Genomic DNA, 18,908 nt, shown 5'->3' with positions numbered 1-18,908 from the left:
TCCTGGGAGGGGAAACCTACCTCGCTTCCTCCAGCAGCAGCGCGAGCTTCTTCTCGCAGGGTGCGTGTCCGATCTGCCGGCACAGCCGCAAAGCCTCGCCGGCCCGGTGCTCCGCCGCCTCGCGGTCGCCTCGTCGCCGTTCCAGCTTGGCCAGCTCCGTCAGCGCGGCCAGCTCCGGCAGCCGGTACGTGCTCTCGGCCGCCACGGCGTGTCCCCGCAGCGCGTGGCGGACGGCGCCCTCCTGGTCGCCCACGGCTTCGAGCAGCCGGGCGCGGGCGAGCAGCGCGTAGGCCAGATGCCAGTTCAGGCCGCCCGCGCCGATGAGGCCGTCGGCCAGGTCCAGGCTGTCCGCGGCCTCTGCCGTCAGGCCGAGGCGGACTCCGGCGTCGGCCAGGGCGACCAGCGCCGCCGCCTCCACCAGCCGGTCGCCCTGGCCGCGGCACACGCCGAGCGCCGCCAGCGCCTCGTCCCGCGACTGCGCCCACCGGCCGTTCTCCCAGTGCAGCCGGCTGATCCAGATCTGCGTCGTGGCCGCGCCGTGGCCGCCTATCGAGGTGATCAGGGCGACCGACTGCCGCAGGCAGGTCTCCGCCTCGCCGTACCGGCCCTGGTCGAGGAGCACGGCGCCCAGCTGCCGCAGATCGGCCCCCTCGGCGTAGGGCAGATCGTGGCGCCGGCTCAGCGCGAGTGCCTGCCTGCAGTAGTCCTCGGCCAGGTCCAGCCGGCCCAGGTGGTGGTACTGGTAGCCGAGCGCGTGGAGTGCCCGGACGTGGCCGGGCACCGAGCCGAGCTCGCCGAAGAGCTGCGCGGCCCGTACGTTGTCGGCCATCGCCTCGACGAGGTCGCCCGTCCACGCCCGCGCGAAGCTCAACCCCATCCTGGCCGCCGCCTCGCCCTCCCGATCGCCGCTCTCGCGGGAGATCCGGACGGCCTGCTCCAGATGACCGACGGCCTCCTCACGGCGGCCGACGCGGAAGAGGCCGTCGCCCATGCCGGTGTGCAGCATGGCGGTCACGGCCGGGACGTCGTGCGCGGAGGCGGCCTCCAGCAGCGTCGGCGCGATCTCCATCCACTCACCGATACGTCCGGTACGGGCACAGATGGCGCGGACCATGTCGGCCAGGCGCCAGACGGCCGGGCCGGGATCCCGCTCGATCGCGCGCCTCAGCGCGGCCAGCAGATTGATGACGTCGGCCGCCTCGGGGGACGGCAGCTCACGGGCGTCCGGGCCCGGCTGCGGGCCGGAGAGCAGGGACTCGCCGGGCGCGCACCGGGCGGCGATGGCGGCGCCCAGTTCCAGGTAGTGCTCGAACAGGCGCTGCCAGGCCGGCTCGCGCTCGGGGTCGCGCCCGGCTTCCGCCACCGCGTACAGGCGGACCAGGTCGTGGAAACGGTAGCGGTCGGTGATGTGGTGTTCGAGCAGGTGGGCCGCGGCCAGGGCCTTGAGCGAGGCGCGGGCCGCGTCCCGCGGGAGGCCGGTGACCGCCGCCGCGGCCGCCACGGTGACATCGGGGCCGGGCACGAGCCCGAGGAGGCGGAAGACCCGCTGCTCGGCGGGGGCGAGCACGCGGTAGGAGGCGGAGAAGGCGACGGTGACGGCGTTGTCCTTGGCGCCGTCCACGGTGAGCCCCGCCAGCGGGTTGCCGGCGGCCAGCTCCGCCGCGACCGCCGCGGTGCCGTCCTCGGGCCGGGCGGCGGCGTTCGCGGCGGCGATGCGCAGCGCGAGCGGCAGCCCGCCGCACGCGCGTACCAGCTCGCCGCGCGCGTCCGACTCGGCCGGGCCGCCCGCCGGCCCGAGCACGCCGTCCAGCAGCGCCCGGCCGTCCGCCTCGGACAGCGGGCCGAGCGAGTGCTGCCTGGCACCCGCGAACGCCACCAGCTCGCCCAGGCGGTGCCTGCTGGTCACGAGCGCCACGCCGTTCGGGGGCAGGAGCTGCTCGATCTGGGCCGCCGCGCGGGCGTTGTCCAGGAGCAGCAGGAACGAGTGCCCCGACAGCAGCGAGCGGTAGAGGCCGAGCTGGGTCTCGAAGCCGCCCCGCACCCGTTCGGGATCGACGCCGAGCGAGACCAGCAGCCGGGTCAGCGCCGCCGTCGTGGTCAGCGGCTCGTGGTCCGGATCGTAGCCGCGCAGGTCGATGTAGAGCTGCCCGTCGGGGAAGCGGTCCTTGGCCTGGTGCGCCCAGCGCAACGCGAGGGCCGTCTTGCCCATGCCGGCCGTGCCGCTCAGCACGCACACGCCGTCGCCGCCGGCCAGGCACTCGTTCAGCCACGCCAGCTCCGCGTCGCGGGCGGCGAACTCGGGCACGTCCCTGGGCAGCTCGGCCGGCCGCGCGACGAGGGGTTCTCGTCGCGGCGGAGGAGGCGCCGGCTGCGTGCCCTCCCCCGGTAAGTCCGGTTCGTCGTCCCGCAGGAGCCGCTGGTGCAGCTCGCGGAGGGGGCGGCCGGGCTCGATGCCCAGTTCGTCGACCAGCCGCCGTCTCGCCTCCCGGTAGACGGCCAGCGCCTCGCCGCGGCGCTCGCACCGGTGCAGGGCCAGCATGAGCTGTCCCAGCAGCCGCTCGCGCAGCGGGTGCTCGGCCACCGTCGTGTGCAGCTCGCCGACGATCTCGGCGTGCCGCCCGGCCGCCAGCTCGGAGTCGTACAGCTCCTCCAGGGCGCAGATCCGCCTGTCCTCAAGACCCGGACGTTCCTGGTGGATCAGCTGGGCGCCGGCTCCTGCCAGCGCGGACCCGCGCCACAGCCCCGCCGCGGCGCGCAACCTGGCCGCGGCGTCGGTATGGCGACCCTCCTCCGCGTCGGCGCGCGCGGCGGCTCTGTACTGCTCGAACAGCTGCAGGTCGAGCTCGTCCGCGCCGGCGTGGATGCGGTAGCCGGCGCCGACGCGGCCGATGCGCTCCTTGCCGACCAGCGCCCGCAGCTCGTGGACGTAGACCTGCAGGCGCGAGACCGCCGTGCGCGGCGACCGCTCGCCCCAGATCAGGTCGACGAGCCGGTCGTCCGACACCGTGCGGTTCGCGTGGAGCAGCAGGGCGGCCAGCACGGTCCGCTGTTTCGGTGAGCCCAGCGCGATCGGCCCGTCAGGCCCGTCGACCGACACCGGCCCGAGCAGCGCGAAGCGCACCTCCGATTCCATGTGCCCCCTTCACGTCCCGATTCCCCCGCTGTGATGCCGGCGAGTGATGATCGTACGACGGGGGGTACGGGAGTGATGGCAAGATCCCGCCCAATCACCAAGATCAGGCGGGATCCCGTCGGCCGGGGGGTTACTTCAGGACCCAGAGTGCCCAGAACGGGCTGTCCCAGTCGCAGTCCCAGTATTCGTGGTCCCCGGAGTACTTCCAGCCCGCCGCCTCACACTTCGCCAAGGTCCGGTGGACGCTCTTGATGTAACCGGCCTGGACCTCCGCGTTCGCGGGCACGCCGGCGCCGGCTGTCGCGGCCATCGCCAGGGCGGCCGCCGGGACCAGCGCTCTCATGATCTTGCTTCGCATGGAGAACCTGCCTTCGCTCGATGACGCGAGGAGCGTCGCAGCCAAGGCTTCCGTAACGCTTCCCTTTCACTCCCGGATCCAGACGGTCATGTCGGAGAGGCCGCGGTTGGCCCAGGAGAAGTACGGCACGGCGGTCAGCGTGACGCCGCGCCGGGCGGGAGGTCGGTCGCCGTACAGCGAGCCGTCGGCCTCGGCGTCCGCGGTGGCGTCGGCGTTCAGGATGACGACGCCGGTCCGCTCGTCCGGCACCGCGTGGACGGGGGTGTCGCGGGCGAGGGTGAGGCTGTGCACGGCGCAGTCGTGGTCGACGCCCTCCAGGCAGAACACGATCGGACCGCGCTCGAGAGCGACCTTGCCGGCGGTGGCGGCGACGGCGGGATCCGCCCAGGTCCGGCGGACCTCCATGCCGAGATCGATCTCGACCACGTCGCCGGCCCGCCAGCGGCGGGAGAGGACGCAGTAGCCGTCGCGGAGGACAGGCTGGTCAACGGGCTCGCCGTTGACGGTGACGACCTGTTGCCGGCTCCAGCCGGGGATGCGGACGGCCAGCGTGAACTCCGCCCCGTCGTCGGCGTGGGTGACGGTGACGGCCAGGCGGCCTTCCCGGGGGTAGGCGGTGTCCTGGCGGAGGGTGACCTCGCCGCCGGCGAAGGTGAAGCGGGCGGTGCCGGCCACGTACAGGTTGACGACGGCCTCGCCGGGTCCCTGGGCGTAGACGTAGCGGCCGAGCTCGCTGAGCAGCCGGGCGAGGTTGGGCGGGCAGCAGGCGCAGTCGAACCATTCCTGCCGGGTGACGGTGCCGTGGCTGGCGAGGGGGTTGCCGTAGAAGTAGCGAGTGCCGTCGGCGGAGGCGCCGCTGAGGACGCCGTTGTACAGGGCGCGTTCGAGGGCGTCGACGTAGTGGCCGTGGCCCGTGAGGTTGCTCATGCGCCGGGCCCACTGGACGAGGCCGATCGCGGCGCAGGTCTCGGCGTAGCCGTGGGCGTCGGGCAGGTCGTACGCGGGCCCGAAGCCTTCGATACTCGGGTCGGAGCCGAGCCCGCCGGTGACGTACAGCTTCTTGTCCGTGACGTTGGCCCACAGCCGGCGCACGGCCTGGAGCAGCCGGTCGTCGTCGTACTCGCCGGCCAGGTCGGTCATCGCGCTGTACATGTACATGGCGCGGACCGAGTGACCGACGGCCTCGGCCTGGTCGGCCGCGGGCAGGTGGCTCTGGTTGTACTCGCGGAAGCGCCGCAGGTCCCTGGGCTTCCGGGGGAGCCTGGTGCCGAAGTAGCCGGGGGTGCCGCGCCGCCGCAGTTCGTCCTCGAAGTAGTAGGGCTGCTCCCCGCGCCAGTCGATGAACCGCCGGCCGAGGTCGAGGTAGCGGCGCTCGCCGGTCGCGCGGTAGAGCTTGACCAGCGCGAGCTCGATCTCCTGGTGCCCGCAGTAGCCGCCGGCGCGGGGGCCTTCGGGGCTGAAGACGGTGTCGATCAGGTCGGCGTAGCGGCGCACGATGTCGAGCAGCCGGGTCTTGCCGGTCGCCTCGAAGTGGGCGACCCCGGCCTCGATGAGGTGACCGGCGCAGTACAGCTCGTGGGCGTCGCGAAGGTCGGTGAACCGCTCCCCCGGCTTGACGACGGTGAAGTACACGTTGAGGTAGCCGTCGTCCTGCTGCGCGCCGGCCAGCAGCTCGATCGCCTCGTCGACGGCCCGGTCGAGCTCGGGGTCGTCGGTGGTGGCCAGGCAGTAGCTGGCGGCCTCGATCCACTTGGCGACGTCGCTCTCCCAGAAGATGTGCGGCTCGTCCGGGTCCCCCGGCCGCCAGGACAGGCTCAGGGCGTCGAACTGCTGTCCGGGCCGGCGCAGCTGGCCCTCCTGGTGCCGCAGCGTACGGGTACGGATCAGCTCGCGGCGCGGCGCCCAGAACTCGTCGTCGATGGTGACCGCGGTCAGCGGCAGCGGCTCGCGACGCAAGGCGGCGGCAGAGGTCATGGTCATGGTGTTCCCAACGAGGTGTCGTGAGATGAGCCCGGGGCCCTGGGAAGGACCGCGGTGCCCCAGACGTAGGCGAAGGAGGCGAAGGCCGGTACGGCGACGCCGAAGACCGGGACCAGCCCCGGGACGACGTAGTACGCGCAGAGGATCACGCCGACGACGAGCAGCGTGACGAGCGCCTGGACCGGGCGGGCGAGGACGAGGATCGCGCTCCGGCGGACGAGCGCGCCCGGCCCCTCGTCGAAGTGGGCGGCGAGGATCCAGATGTTCGCGGTCATGCCCGACACGAACAGCGTGACCAGCCAGAGCAGCGCGCCGAGCAGCGGCTCGACGACGCCGAGGTCGGCGCTCTCCAGCAGCCGCCGGTCCAGCAGGAGCACCGCCCAGGCCGCCCCGAAGACGTAGCCCACCACGTTGGCGGTGCGGAACTCCTGCCGCCAGAGCCGGCGGAACTCGCGAGGGGCCGCTGAATGGAGGAGCTCGCCGCGGATGACGCCGTACACCGCGGCGGTCGCGGGGAAGACGCCGAGCACGACGCCGCCGGCCAGGGTCCACACGATCCACAGCAGGTGCAGCTTGAGCAGCAGCAGGCCCACCTCGCCCGCCCTCGTGTGCCAGGTGAGGACGCGTCTCATCAGCCTTTCACCGACCCGATGAGCACGCCCTTCTCGAAGTAGCGCTGCAGGAACGGGTAGAGCACCAGGACCGGGAGGCTGGAGACGACGATCACGCCGTACTTGATCTGGTCGGCGTACTGCTGGTCGTAGGAGGTGCCGCTGCCGCCGGAGGCTCCGACGCCACCGGCGAACGCCTGGTTGGACAGGAGGATGTCACGCAGCACGATCTGCAGCGGTTGCAGCGCGTTGTCCCGGACGAACACCATGCCGGTGAAGAAGTCGTTCCAGTGCTGAACCAGGTAGTACAGGCCGATGACCGAGACGATCGCCTTGGACAGCGGCAGCGCGACCCTGGCGAAATACTGCAGGTAGGACACGCCGTCGATCATCGCCGCCTCGAACAGCTCCTTCGGCAGCGAGTGCTCGAAGAAGGCGCGGGCGATGATGAGGTTGTAGACGTTCACCGCCGACGGCAGGACGAACACGAGCCAGTTGTCCAGCAGGCCGAGATCGCGATAGAGCAGGTACGTCGGGATCAGCCCGCCGTTGAAGAACATCGTGAACACGAAGAACAGCATGAGGATCCGCCGGGGGCGGAACTCCGGCCGCGACAGCGCGTACGCCGCGGGGATGGTCACGACGAGGTTCAGCGCGGTCCCGACGACGCTGTAGAGCAGCGTGTTGCGGTAGCCCGTCCAGATCCGCTCGTCGTTGAAGATCTCCCGGTACCCGAAGAGGTTCACGCCCTTCGGCCACAGCCACACCTCGCCGGTGGAGATCAGCGACGGGTTGCTCACGGACGCGATCACCACGAAGTAGACCGGATAGACCACCGCGAACAGGACCGCCACGCAGATCGCGCCGAGCGCCAGCGTGAAGACGACGTCGCCCGGTGTCTTCTTGCGGAAGAATGTCACCACAGGCTCCAGTTCGACACGCGGCGGGCGATCGCGTTGGCGGCGATCAGGAACGCGAAGTTGATGACCGTGTTGAACAGGCCGATCGCGGTGGCGTAGCTGAACTGCGTGCTGAAGATGCCGATCTTGTAGACGTACGTCGCGATGACCTCGGACACGGGGAGGTTCAGGTTGTTCTGCATCAACCAGACCTTCTCGAAGCCGGTGTTCAGCACGCCGCCCATGGTGAGGATGAGCAGGATCACCATGGTCGGCACGATGCTCGGGACGTCGACGTGCCGGATGAGCTGCAGCCGGTTCGCGCCGTCCACCTTGGCCGCCTCGTACAGCTGCGGGTCGACCCGCGAGAGCGCGGCGAGGTAGATGATGCTGTTCCACCCGCAGTGCTGCCACACGTCGGAGATCACGTACACCGGTACGAAGGCCGCCGTGTCGCCGAGGAAGTTCACCCCGTCGAGGCCGAACAGGGCGGAGACCCGGGTGAGCAGCCCGGTGGACGGGTTGAGGAACGCCTGCAGCATGCCGACGATGACCACGATCGAGATGAAGTGCGGCAGGTACGTCGCCGTCTGCATGACCCTTTTGCGCCGGCCGCCGGCGATCTGGTTGATCATCAGCGCCAGCAGGATCGGCGCGACGAACCCCACCACGAGGGTGGTGAAGGCGATGACGAACGTGTTCTTCAGCAGCGGCCAGAACAGCGGGCTGTCGAAGAACTGCCGGAAGTACTTCAGGCCGACCCAGTCCCCGCCGGTGAGCCCGGCGGTGAAGTCGAACTCCCGGAAGGCCAGCTGGATCCCGTACATCGGGACGTACATGAACACGGCGACGAACCCGACGGCCGGCAGGACCATGAGCCACAGTTGCCAGTACCGCCTGACGTGCCGGCCGGCGCCCATCCTTCGGGCGCCGGCCGGCTTGCGAGCCGCGACGAGAGACTCCGCCATCAGCGCGTCTTCACGTACTCGTCGTAGTAGCGCTGGTAGATGTCGATGTTCTTCTGCAGGCCGGCGTTCTGGACCTGCTGGACGTACTGTCCCCACTGATCCTCGACGCCGCCCTTGGTGATCCACTCGGCGAACTTCGTCATCGCGGTGTTGAGCATCGTGGTGTTGTTCAGCCCGAGCTGGTTGGTGTCGTCGGGCTTCATCTGGATGAACTGGAACGGGTAGACGTCCTTGTCCACGTCCATGTTCGCCAGCGCCTTCTGCAGCGGCTCGGTCTGCTCGACGGCCTCGTCCAGGTCGGCCGGCAGCTTCACCTCGATGTCGTCCCGGATCCAGACCGGGCCGGCGTCGGCGATGGTGACCGTCCACTTCCAGGTCGACGGGTCGACCTTGGGGTCGGCCGGCGGGAGCACCTCGTACTCCTTGTCGCTGACCTTCTTGACGTACTTGCCGAGGTCGCCCCACAGCACCTGCAGCGACATCTCCTTGTCGTAGAGGGCGTTGACGACCTTGAGCGCCGCCTGCTTGTTGCTCGTCTTGGCGGACATGAGGATCTGGTTCGACGGGAAGTTCTCGCCGTTGGAGTCGTACGTCCAGGTCACCGGGGTGGTCTGGCCGGGTTTGGCCAGCAGCGGCGCCATCGCGACGTACTGATCGGCCAGCTCGGCGCCGAACCGGTCGCTGGCCGTCCAGCCCCAGCTGAAGCCGACCTTGGCCACCTTGCCGGAACCGCGGCCGACCGCCTGGTAGGCCGAGTAGTCCTGCGTCATGACGTTCTTGCTGACCAGGCCGGCGGCGTAGCAGCGATGGAGGAACTCGATCACCTGCTTGTAGCGCTCGTCGACGAGGAAGTTGCCGACCTTGCCGTCCTCCAGGAAGTAGCCCTGGCCGCCGCCGCCCGCGATCGGCAGGCCGACGCTGCCGAGCAGCACGCTGGGCTGGAAGTAGCCGAAGCCGCCCGTGCCGACCGGTGACCAGTCCATCGGGATCTCGTCGTTCTTGTCACCGTTGCCGTTGGCGTCCTCCTCCTTGAACGCGACGAGCACGGTGTAGAGCTCGTCCCAGGTGGTGGGGACCTTCAGGCCGAGCCGGTCGAGCCACTGCTTGTTGATGTACTGGTGGGTCACGGTCGTCGGCCAGAACCGCTTGTAGCCCGGGACCGCGTAGACCTCGCCGCTGGTCAGCGTGGCCATCGACTTCAGCTGCGGCTTCGCCGCGAACAACGCCTTGACGTTCGGGAGCGCGTCCAGGTCGTCGGCCAGGTTCTCGAAGAGCGTCCGGTACGTGCCCAGGTCGGCGTTCGTGATCGCGTTCGTGCCGATGATCAGGTCCGGCACGTCGCCGGCCGCCAGCATGGTGGACTTCTTCTGGTCCCAGTCGGCGGAGATCTCCTGCCACTGGATCTTCACGCCCGCGATCTTCTCCAGCTGTTTGGGCCACTCCATCGTGCTCATCGGCTTGGTCAGCGGATGCTTGTTGACCAAGATCCGCAACGTGTTCGGATCGCCGGAGTTCTTGCCGGAGCAACCCGCGAGTGCGGTGAGGCCGGCCGCTACGACGAAGGCCCGGCGGGACAGAGCCGGTGAGGTGGCCATGCGGTCCTCCTGAGGGGGGACGGAGGGGTGTGACCGAGATCTCGGTGAATGTTTCAGCGATGTTAGGGGCCGTCATTCAGCGTTGTCAATGACAAGACAATCAGGGGAAGAAGTGACCGGCGTCGAGGGGTGCGGAGTGGGTCAGGCCTGCCCGGACGAGTCGCGAATCAGCAGGTGCACACCGGTGTGCACCTGCCGGGCCGCGCCGTCGTACCCGTCGAGGCGCTCGATGAGCAGGTGGACGGCGGCGGCCACCATCTCGCCCTGGTCGGGGCTCACCGACGACAACGACGGGATGGTGAACTCGCCCTCGTCCGTGTCGTCGAAGCCGGTGACCGCGACGTCCTCGGGGATGCGGATGGCGTGCGCGCGCAGGGCTTTCAGCACGCCCACGGCGATCGTGTCGTTGACGCAGACCGCGGCGTCGAACCTGGGGCCGGAGCGCCGCAGCAGCCCCACCATCGCCTCGTAGCCCGAGGCCCTGCGGTCCCAGTCGGAGCTGTAGGCTACTAGCGAAGGATCATGCTCGATGCCGTGCTCCTCCAGAGCGGCCACGAACCCGGAGTAGCGGTCCCCGGTCGGGACTGCGCCCGCCGGACCGTTCCACACGAACGCGAGCCGCCGCCGGCCGGTGGCCAGCAGGTGCCGGGTGATCGCCAGGAAGCCCGCGTGCTCCCCCATCAGCACACCGTCGAGCGTCCTGATCGGCGCGCCGCCGAGGGCCACCGCCGGGCGCCGCGGCGCCGCGCCGGCGAGCAGCTCGTCCGACAGGTGGTGCGGGCAGATGATGACGCCGTCGACGTCGGCGATCGTCACGCCGAGCACCGCGTCGCGCTCGCGCTCCCCGCCGTTGGCGATCCGCAGCGTGCTGGTGAACCCGCACTCGGCCAGGGCGAGGATGAGCCGCTCGGCGTTCTCCGCGAAGTACGGCTGGTAGAGGTTCGGCACGACGACGGCGATCCGGCCGGTCCGGCCGGAGGCGAGCCCGCGCCCGGCCTGGCTCGTGGCGTGTCCCGCCTCGTAGCCGACCTCCTCGACCGCGGCCTGGACCTTGGCCCGCGTGGCGGCCGAGACATGCGGGCGGCCGAGCAGGACGTTGGACACGGTCTTCGCCGAGACCCCGGCCCGCACGGCGACATCCGCCAGCGTCGGGCGCTTCACCGCGGGTCCCGGCCGAGCGTGGACTCACGCCGGATCAGCTCGACCGGGGAGACCACCGCGCGCGGCTGTCGCGGCGCCGTGCCGGCGAGGCGATCGGCGAGCAGCTCCAGCGCGCTGCGCGCCAGCCGGGCCGGTCCCGGGTCGATCGTGGTGAGCGACGGCGTCGAGAACCGCCCGTCCTCCAGGTTGCCGTAGCCGGCGACCGCCACCCGTCCGGGGACGTCCACCCCGTGCTTGACGAGCGCCGCGAGAGCCCCGAGCGCCACCTCGTCGTTGACGCACAGCAGCACGTCGACGTCCGGGTGCCGCTCCAGCACCTGTACGGCGGCCCGCGCTCCCGCGCGCCGGTCGGCCACCTCGCCGAGATCCGCGCACGGCACGGGCACCGGACCGGATCGGTCGAGACAGGCGCGCAGCTCATCCTGATGCGCGCCGAGCAGCGCCGGGCGGGACCGGCCCATGACGGCGAGGTGGCGGACCATCAGGGCCGCCGCCTCCGCGACGTCCTCCTGAACGCGATCCACCTCAACCCGGTCCACCTCGGCCGCGCCGCCCTGCACGACGACCACCGGGCGGTCGTCCAGCCCGTCGCCGACCGGCCCGACCGGCCCGATCAGCACCACGCCGTCGAACGTCTTCCCCCGGGCGGCGAGCACCGCCGCCACCCGGGCCGGATCGCCGTGCGTCGGCTCGACCGCGGCGAGCATCCCCCAGCGATCGGCCTCGGTGACCAGGGCTTCGACGAGTCCCGCGAGATACGGGCGGCGCAGCTCGGTGACGGCGATGCCGACCACCCCGACCTGCCCGGTCCTGAGCGTCCTGGCGGCCCGGTTGGGGACCCAGCCGAGCTCGTCGATCGCCGCATGCACCCGGCTCACCTTCTCCGGACGGATGTGCGGCTCGCCGTTCACCACACGTGACACGGTCTTGATCGAGACGCCCGCCCGATCGGCCACCTCCCGCATCGTCACGCGCATGCGAACAGCGTAGGTCACGGTAGGACTTCTCAGCATTCGGTTTGTGATCAGCAGGCCAGGGGTGCCGAGCCGAGCGCCACGTCGTCGTACCAGAGAGTGTCCTGGTCGCTGCCGTAGCTCTCCCAGCCCAGCCGCAGCGTGGCCGGGCGCGGCGCGGTGGCGCGGCGCAGCCACTGGGAGTCGATGTCCTGCGTCGGGGTGCCGTCCACGCGCAGGCCGGCGACCTCCTGGTTGTCCAGGTACGTGCGCATCGACTGCTTGGTGGTGTCGATCTCGTAGCGCAGGCAGACCCAGCGGTTGACGGGAAGCGCGGTGCTGAGCGCGACGCCCGCCGGGCTCTGCTCGGGCAGGGTGGCGTCGTCGGACTCGCGGTTCCACTGCAGGGCGCCGTTCTGGCCACCGATGCGCAGGTCGCGGTTGCCGTCATTGGCGTCGGCCATGGTGATCATGCTGACGTGCGTCGCGGGCAGGGCGGTCGTGTGCCGGACCCACATCCTGGCGTAGACCACCGGGCCGACGCGGGAGACGTCACGGGTGGTGCCGACGAAGAGGTGGTTGCAGTAGCCGCCGCCCCCGTTGACCCGCAGGGACTTGCCGCCGCTGTGCGTGATCGCGGTGTCGATCACGGCCGTGCCGGTGCCGGCGCAGTTGGGGGTGACGACCTGCCAGTCGCCGGACGGGCTGCCCGCCTGGTCCTCGAACCCGGAGCAGACCGTCGCCCCCGAGCAGCCGGGCGGCACCGTGGGGGTGACCGTCGGGGTGACAGTGGGCGTTACGGTGGGCGTGACGGTGGGGGTCTGGCTCGGGGTGGTGGTGCCGTTGCAGGCCACGTCGTTGAGCGTGAAGTCGGTGGGCGCGGGGTTGGCCGCCGACCAGGTGGCCTGCAGGCCGAACTCGGCGCTGCCGCCCGTGGCCAGCGCGCCGTTCCACGCGACGTTGGCCGCCGTCACGATCCGGCCGCTCTGCTCCACCTGCGCGTTCCACGCGCTCGTCACCCGCTGGTCCCCGGTGTACGTCCACCGCAGCCGCCACCCGCTGAGCGCCGTCCCCAGGTTCGTGACCTTCACCTGCGCGGTGAAGCCGCCCTGCCAGGAGTTCACGGTGTAGTCCACTTTGCACCCGGTGTCCGCGGAAGCGGGGGCGGTCACGGCGGCGATGCCGCCGATCGCCACGGCGACGCAGGCGACGACTGCCCAGAGCCGGGCAGACAGCGTGAGGGGACCGGACATGACATCGCTCGCCTTCGGGTCCGTATGGGAGCGCTCCCAAACCGTCTCTTGAAGACGATGGTTCGCGGGATCACGCCGAAGTGTCAACCCCGCACCTGCTCCCTACGCACCTGACCAGGGAGCTCACCGCTGAACCTTTCATCCCGGCCGCACGGGATCAGCCCGCGGCGAGGGCGGACAGGATGGAGTCGGCGATGACCCGATGTCCGGCGGCGTTGGGGTGGTCGCCGTCGGCGGCCAGCAGCGGGGTGTCGTCCCGGGAGCCGTCCCCCTTGAACGGGCCGTAGACGTCGACGTAACGCGCGCCCTTCGCCGCGGCCGCACCGGCGAGGGTCCGGTTCACGACGCGCGTGAGGGCGTCGCTGTTCGACACGTACGCCGTCCCCTTGGCCCGAGCGTTGTCGCCGTCCAGGAACACGTTCCAGTAGCCGGTCACGACGATCCGGCTGCGCGGGCGGGTCTGCAGCGCGCGAACCTTGCCGAGGATGCCGTCCACGTTGGCGCGCAGCCGCGCGAGATCGTTCTTGTAGCAGGCCAGCCCCGCGCGGGGAGCGCAGTCGTCGTCCTCGAGCGCGTCGCTGTCGAAATCGTTGGCGCCGATGGTGATGATCACCAGGTCGGCCTTGACGATGGCGTCCGTCGCCGACCCGCCGTCCATCTGGTCGAGCAGCCCCTGCGAGGTGAGCCCTCCAGTGGCCAGGTTGTCGACGGCGACGCCGGTGCCTTGCCTGGTCGCCAGGGTCTTCCTGATCAGCGAGACGAAGGTGTCGCAGTCACACGCGGAGCCCGCGGGCACCGAATCGCCCAGCCCCACGATGGAGGTCACCGCCGCCGGTCCGGGGTGCGGGGTGGCGACCGTCTCACCGGCTCGCGCGTCCCTCGCCACCCTCGCGACCGGGACGGTCTCAAGCGCGACGCTCCAGGCCACGGCGAGGACCGCGACCACCGCGACCCCTCTGAACCGCCGGGTCATGCCTGCTCCGTGACGCCCGCGCATGATGCCTGCCCACCGCACGCGATCGCCCCCTGCCTTACCGTCTCAGCCCCGCGTCACCGTACCGGCCGCCTGCGGCAGCGTGAGCGAGATGCATCAGCTTACGCTGGACACTCCACGCAAAACCCCGCAACCACGGCAGAACCCACGACCCACGAGGACCCTTCAACGGCGGTGACGGCCGGCGAGTCCCGTGCCGGATGGGTCTCATCGGCGCGGCCGCCGGCCCCGGTGCCGCCGGATCAGGCGGCCCGGTGGCGCTGACGATGACGGGCTGCTCGCTCATGAGTGGACCTTTCCGGTGTTCGGTACGTCGCGGCTTGTGACAGCCCCCGAGAAGTTCCTGGTCGATGTCCGGATTTTGGTGGGCCTACCAGTCATCGACGACGGTCACGCTAGGGACGTCACGGATGCGAAGGCGGCGCGGACAGGTGGACCCTGTCCCGGCAGGAGAGAAGGGGGCTGACGGGCGATGGCCGATCTGGACTATGGCTGGCGTCTTCGCGAGGTCATGGCGGAGCGCGGCATGTCCTCCACCGTGGAGCTGCGTCCCCTGCTGGCCGCTCGCGGTGTCGATCTGTCGCCGAGCCAGGTGTACCGGCTCGTGGTCGGCAAGCCGGAACGGCTCAGCCTCCGCACGCTGATGGCGCTGCTGGACATCCTCGGCTGCACGATGGACGACCTGATCCGGCCGCTGCCCGCCCGCCGTACCGGGAAGTGACCGCGCCTCCCCGCGATAACGCCTGAAGAAGTCCGCACCCTCCCCGCCGGACACGCCGTTCGCCGCATCCACGCTCGCCACCGCGCGACGCCATCCAGCCGGTTCGTTGATCAGGCCGTCTGGATGAGATATTGCATTAGATGAAAGTCGGTCCCGGTATCACCGGTGAGGCGTGGTGCGGAAGATATGGCGGGGATGTCGGATAAGGCTGATCTTGGGGGTGGGTGGTCCGCGACAGGCGGAACCCCGCGGCCGGGGTGGCTGGTGGGCAGAGAGGCGGAGTGCGCGACGCTCGACCGGCTGCTCGCGGACGTCCGCGGCGGCGAGAGCCGGGTGCTGGTGCTGCGCGGCGAGGCCGGAGTCGGCAAGTCGGCGCTGCTGGACCACCTGATCGCGAAGTCCGCGGGGTGCCGGGTCGTGGCCGTGACAGGGGTCCAGTCGGAGATGGAGCTGCCCTTCGCGGCCGTCCACAAGCTGTGCGTGCCGATGCTGGACCTCCTCGACACCCTGCCCGAACCCCAGCGTGACGCGCTCGGGACCGCCTTCGACCTGTTCACCGGGATCGGCATGAAGGCCTTCGCCGACCGGGCCGCACGCGAGCTCCAGGCCACCGGGGAGACCGCCAGGAAGCGGAACGTCGAGACCACGGAGCAGCTCACCCCGCAGGAGGCGCAGATCGCCAGGCTGGCCCGGGCCGGCCTGACCAACAAGGAGATCGCGGAGCGCCTGTACGTCAGCCCGCGCACCGTCGAATACCACCTGCGCAAGGTCTTCACGAAACTCGGCGTCACCTCCCGCCACCAGCTCGACGACATCCTCTGAGTTCTCCCTCCGATTACGGAGGTTCGTCGCTCGACGGTTGCCCGGTGGCTCCCGAGGCTGACCGGCTCCTCACCGGGGACCCTGGCCAGGCATCTCCCTGATGCGACCGGGGCACCCACCCGGCCACAGTGTGTGGTGTCGGCGACAGGCGCCCGCCGGCCGGCCGAACCGACAGCCCCCGCCTGACCACCCGTTTCCGGGACACCCGCACCACCCACGCCTGCTCAAGCGCGTCGAGATCACCGCCGCCTCGCCGAGGCGTGCCTCCCCATCACCAGCGTCCGCCGCGACTTCATGCTGCTCAACCCCGCCATCGGCACCCGTGCCGCGCGGGCCGCCGTCGTCCAGGCGATCGCGGTTCTTCGGAAAGGACAACTCATGAGCACCACCACGGCGGCTGACGGACCAGCCCACTCGAGCTCCCTCGACCAGGCCGCCGCCACCTTCGTCGAGGTGCGCCCGCGCCTGTTCGGCATCGCCTACCGGATGCTCGCCGGCTCGGCGGAGGCCGAGGACATCGTCCAGGAGACCTGGCTGCGCTGGCAGAACACCGAACGCTCGGCCATCGCCAACCCGGCGGCGTTCCTGACCCTGATCACGACGCGGCTGTCCATCAACGCCGTGCAGTCCGCCCGGGCCCGGCGCGAGACCTACGTCGGCCCCTGGCTGCCCGAGCCCATCGACACCGGCGCCGACCCCGCCGCCGGAGCCGAGCGAGGTGAGGCGCTCGAACTCGCCCTGCTGTTACTGCTGGAGAAGCTCACCTCGGCCCAGCGGGCCGCGTACATCCTCCGTGAGGCCTTCGTCTATCCCTACGAGCAGATCGCCGAGATCATCCAGCTCAGCCCGGCCAACGTCCGCCAGCTGGTGAGCCGCGCCCGCAAGCACCTGAGCACCACCCGGCGCGGGTCGATCGGCGCCGACGAACACCACCGCCTCCTGTCGGCGGCGGAGTCCGCCGTTCACCCCATCGCCCGCAGGACGTCACGCACCCGGCGCAGGTCCCGCATGCGAGCCTCGTACGTCGCCCCGACGACCACGAGCAGCACCCCGCCGACGGCGATCGGCACCCAGCGCGGCACCGCGAGGAACATCTCCGACACGTACGGGGCCAGTTCCCGCACCACGACCCCGGCGAGCACGGCGCCCCCGATCACCGTGGGCGCCTGGAGCCGGAATCGGGCTCCGGCGAACAGCACCGCCAGCGCCAGCACGCCGAGCGCCAGCGACCGCCGCCATTCCGTGTCCGAGTAGACGACCACCAGGCTGAGCAGCATCGTGAAGGAGAGGCCCGGGCCGTAGGCCGCCCAGGACGAGACCGGCGCGCCGCGCCGCCGCAACCAGCCGGATCCCACCAGCACCAGCGAGCACGGCACCGTGTACGCCTCGACGACGGTGACCTCGTCCGCCCCCAGCCGCAGCCACGAGGCCAGCAGCAGCAGGGTGGTGCCTGCGTACCTGAGGCCGTTCGCACCGCCTGCCCACAGCGACATGAGCAGCACCAGCACTCCGGCCACGGCGAATCCCACGCTCGCCGCGACCAGGACGCGCAGGCCCAGCGAGAACCCCACCGCCACCGCCTCCAGCCCGAGGAACAGCGCGGCGAATCCCAGCCCCCAGACCCGCAGCCCCTTCAGCCTGGCCACCAGCGCCATCGCGGCGGCCGCCAGCGCCAGGATCGGCAGCACGATCAGCGTCGCCGGCTGGCTGCCGAACGCGTACGCCGCCGCCCGTACCGCGGCCGGACCGGCGACGAGCGCGCAGGCCACCGCCCACCAGGGCGCCCGGCCGAGTGTGGCGGCCACCGCCGGCGCGACGGCCAGCACCGCCAGCACCGCCACCGCGGCCGGGTAGGGCATCGCGAAGGCTTGGGGTGCGACCGCGACCATGAGCACCCCGGCCACCAGCGCCCCGACCGCCGGCACCCGGAACACCAGCCCCCCGGACACCAGCGCGCGGGACACCGCTGCGTGGGACGTCGCTGCCTCGGACGCCGCTGCCTCGGACGCCGCCCCCTTCATCGGCATCGGCCACCCGTCGATGCCGCGCACGGCCACCGCCAGGAGGCCGGCCGCCAACGTGCCCAGCACCGCCACGTCCGCCGGAGTCGCCATCTCGAACGACGGCCAGTGCCGCGCGTTCCACGTGCCCGTCCAGAGCACGTCCAGCCAGGCCAGCGGCGCCACCAGCGTGGCCACGAGCCGAGGCAGCACCACCAGCGTGGTCAGCAGCGCCACCAGCCCACCGGTGGCCATGCCCGCCAGCCGTACCCGCCGCCAGGGCAGCCAGGCGGCGGCGAGCACCACCACGAGTGCGGGAACGAGGAACGCCAGAGGACGCCAGTTCGTCCCCGGCCCGACCAGCACCGGCTGTGCCAGCGCCGCCGGGACGGCGATCAGCGTGAGCGCGATCCCGACGGTGACCACGGAGGCCCAGGTCTCCCCCAGAGCCTTGCCCGGCCTGGCCAGCAGCCACGTCACGAACCCGCCGAGCAGAGCCAGCGCGACCAGCGGCGCCGACCTGACCAGCGCCTGACCGACGGAAGGGGACCCGAGCGCGTCCACCGCGCCCACCAGCAAGGCGAGGGTCGCGACCCCGCTGCCTGCCACGGCGGCCGTCACCCGCACCGCTCCCCGGCCATAACGGACCAGGGGGACGTCCAAGGCCGCCGTGGCCACCAGCATGGCCACCAGCCAGGTCTCCGGCAGGTCGCCGGTCAGCAGCGGCAGAACCGGCTGCGCCAGCACCACGGCGACCGGAGCGGGCCCGCGCAGCCGGGTGACCCGGGCATAAGCCACCAGAATGAGCGCGATGAGCCCGAACACCCCCGCCGTGTAATGCAGCGCGTCGAGCGCGTCGAGCCCGAGGAACCCCACCCGCCTGGCCGCGTACCCGTCGAGCAGCAGCAACACGACCGCGAGCCCGGCCACGGTCTCAGCCGTCGCGGTGAGCCTGCGCCGGATCAGCACGATCGGCGCCAGCATGACCAGAGCGGTGAACGCGGCCAGCACGGCCGCCCGCCCGGCCATGCTCATCTGCCCCCAGCTCACCACGGTGAACACCACCGCCGCCACCGTCAGCAGCAGCCCACCAAGGATGAGCAGGACATTCTTCGCGGCACCCGGAGAGACCTCCCGCCCCGGACCACCGGGCCCCGCACCTCCAGGCCCGCCCGCCACCCCCGGATGCGGCGGCAACACACCCGCATAGGAAGGCGCCACCCCCGCCGCACCCGCGCCTGCCGCCCCCTGACCCGCGATGCCGGCGCGCAGGATGCCGATCAGTTCCGTATGGCGGGCCTGCAGCCTGGCCTGCTGATCCCTCAGCCCGGTGAGAGCCTGATCCACCTGCCAGAGCTCGTACGCGGCGGGCCCCTCCAGAGGCAGCGCACACCTCGGGCACCTGGACACCGGCCCTTGGGACCCGGTCCCGGACAACACCGCACCGCAGTCCGGACATT

The 18,908-nt window shown here is 71.3% G+C and carries 14 protein-coding genes and 1 pseudogene; 3 read left to right on the top strand and 12 right to left on the bottom strand.

The annotated features are described in order from the left end of the window. Window positions 1-16 precede the first annotated feature (16 nt). From ACWDRB_RS31255 to ACWDRB_RS31205, 11 genes are all read right to left on the bottom strand, one after another. Window positions 17-3,133 (bottom strand): AfsR/SARP family transcriptional regulator, encoded by a 3,117-nt coding sequence (locus ACWDRB_RS31255; RefSeq protein WP_449899652.1) that lies wholly within the window; start codon window positions 3,131-3,133, stop codon window positions 17-19. Between the two features lie 130 nt (window positions 3,134-3,263). Further along, entirely contained in the window at window positions 3,264-3,491 is a 228-nt protein-coding gene (locus ACWDRB_RS31250) for a hypothetical protein (protein ID WP_449899650.1), read from the bottom strand. A 66-nt stretch (window positions 3,492-3,557) separates the two neighbouring features. Next, the gene (locus tag ACWDRB_RS31245; protein WP_449899648.1) at window positions 3,558-5,471 is read right to left on the bottom strand and encodes a glycoside hydrolase family 127 protein; all 1,914 of its coding nucleotides are present in this window, start codon (window positions 5,469-5,471) and stop codon (window positions 3,558-3,560) included. Continuing rightward, a complete protein-coding gene (locus ACWDRB_RS31240; protein WP_449899646.1) occupies window positions 5,468-6,103 on the bottom strand; it encodes a YesL family protein in 636 nt (211 codons plus the stop codon). The genes ACWDRB_RS31245 and ACWDRB_RS31240 overlap by 4 nt, the downstream gene beginning before the upstream one ends. After that, window positions 6,103-7,002: a carbohydrate ABC transporter permease gene (locus ACWDRB_RS31235; protein ID WP_350734098.1), complete on the bottom strand. Its 900-nt coding sequence runs from the start codon at window positions 7,000-7,002 to the stop codon at window positions 6,103-6,105. The genes ACWDRB_RS31240 and ACWDRB_RS31235 overlap by 1 nt, the downstream gene beginning before the upstream one ends. After that, entirely contained in the window at window positions 6,999-7,949 is a 951-nt protein-coding gene (locus ACWDRB_RS31230) for an ABC transporter permease (RefSeq protein ID WP_350734097.1), read from the bottom strand. Before ACWDRB_RS31230 ends, ACWDRB_RS31235 begins: the two co-directional genes overlap by 4 nt. After that, window positions 7,949-9,544 carry a hypothetical protein gene (locus tag ACWDRB_RS31225; protein ID WP_449899643.1) on the bottom strand — a complete coding sequence of 532 codons (1,596 nt, stop codon included), beginning with the start codon at window positions 9,542-9,544 and terminating at the stop codon, window positions 7,949-7,951. The genes ACWDRB_RS31230 and ACWDRB_RS31225 overlap by 1 nt, the downstream gene beginning before the upstream one ends. 141 nt (window positions 9,545-9,685) lie before the next feature. After that, complete coding sequence (locus tag ACWDRB_RS31220) at window positions 9,686-10,705, bottom strand: LacI family DNA-binding transcriptional regulator (protein ID WP_449899641.1); 1,020 nt, start codon at window positions 10,703-10,705, stop codon at window positions 9,686-9,688. Continuing rightward, the gene (locus ACWDRB_RS31215) at window positions 10,702-11,682 is read right to left on the bottom strand and encodes a LacI family DNA-binding transcriptional regulator (protein ID WP_449899639.1); all 981 of its coding nucleotides are present in this window, start codon (window positions 11,680-11,682) and stop codon (window positions 10,702-10,704) included. Before ACWDRB_RS31215 ends, ACWDRB_RS31220 begins: the two co-directional genes overlap by 4 nt. Window positions 11,683-11,729: 47 nt before the next feature. Further along, window positions 11,730-12,911: a cellulose-binding domain-containing protein gene (locus ACWDRB_RS31210; protein WP_449899637.1), complete on the bottom strand. Its 1,182-nt coding sequence runs from the start codon at window positions 12,909-12,911 to the stop codon at window positions 11,730-11,732. Window positions 12,912-13,068: 157 nt separating this feature from the next. Beyond that, window positions 13,069-13,884, bottom strand: coding sequence for an SGNH/GDSL hydrolase family protein (locus ACWDRB_RS31205; RefSeq protein ID WP_449899635.1), 816 nt, complete (start codon window positions 13,882-13,884; stop codon window positions 13,069-13,071). Between the two features lie 493 nt (window positions 13,885-14,377). Here ACWDRB_RS31205 and ACWDRB_RS31200 point away from each other — a divergent pair, with 493 nt between their 5' ends. The 3 genes and pseudogenes from ACWDRB_RS31200 to ACWDRB_RS31190 form a co-directional block, all read left to right on the top strand. Beyond that, complete coding sequence (locus ACWDRB_RS31200; protein ID WP_350734089.1) at window positions 14,378-14,626, top strand: helix-turn-helix domain-containing protein; 249 nt, start codon at window positions 14,378-14,380, stop codon at window positions 14,624-14,626. 264 nt (window positions 14,627-14,890) lie between these two features. Continuing rightward, window positions 14,891-15,448, top strand: coding sequence for a BREX system ATP-binding domain-containing protein (locus ACWDRB_RS31195; protein WP_449899633.1), 558 nt, complete (start codon window positions 14,891-14,893; stop codon window positions 15,446-15,448). Between the two features lie 294 nt (window positions 15,449-15,742). Further along, a pseudogene (locus ACWDRB_RS31190) lies at window positions 15,743-16,330 on the top strand (sigma-70 family RNA polymerase sigma factor); the annotation flags it as partial. 80 nt (window positions 16,331-16,410) lie between these two features. Here ACWDRB_RS31190 and ACWDRB_RS31185 read toward each other — a convergent pair. Then, window positions 16,411-18,795 carry an SCO7613 C-terminal domain-containing membrane protein gene (locus ACWDRB_RS31185; protein WP_449899631.1) on the bottom strand — a complete coding sequence of 795 codons (2,385 nt, stop codon included), beginning with the start codon at window positions 18,793-18,795 and terminating at the stop codon, window positions 16,411-16,413. Window positions 18,796-18,908: the final 113 nt, after the last annotated feature.

This window comes from Nonomuraea sp. NPDC003707 (genome assembly GCF_053587055.1).
This window is presented reverse-complemented; position numbering and strand designations above follow the sequence as displayed.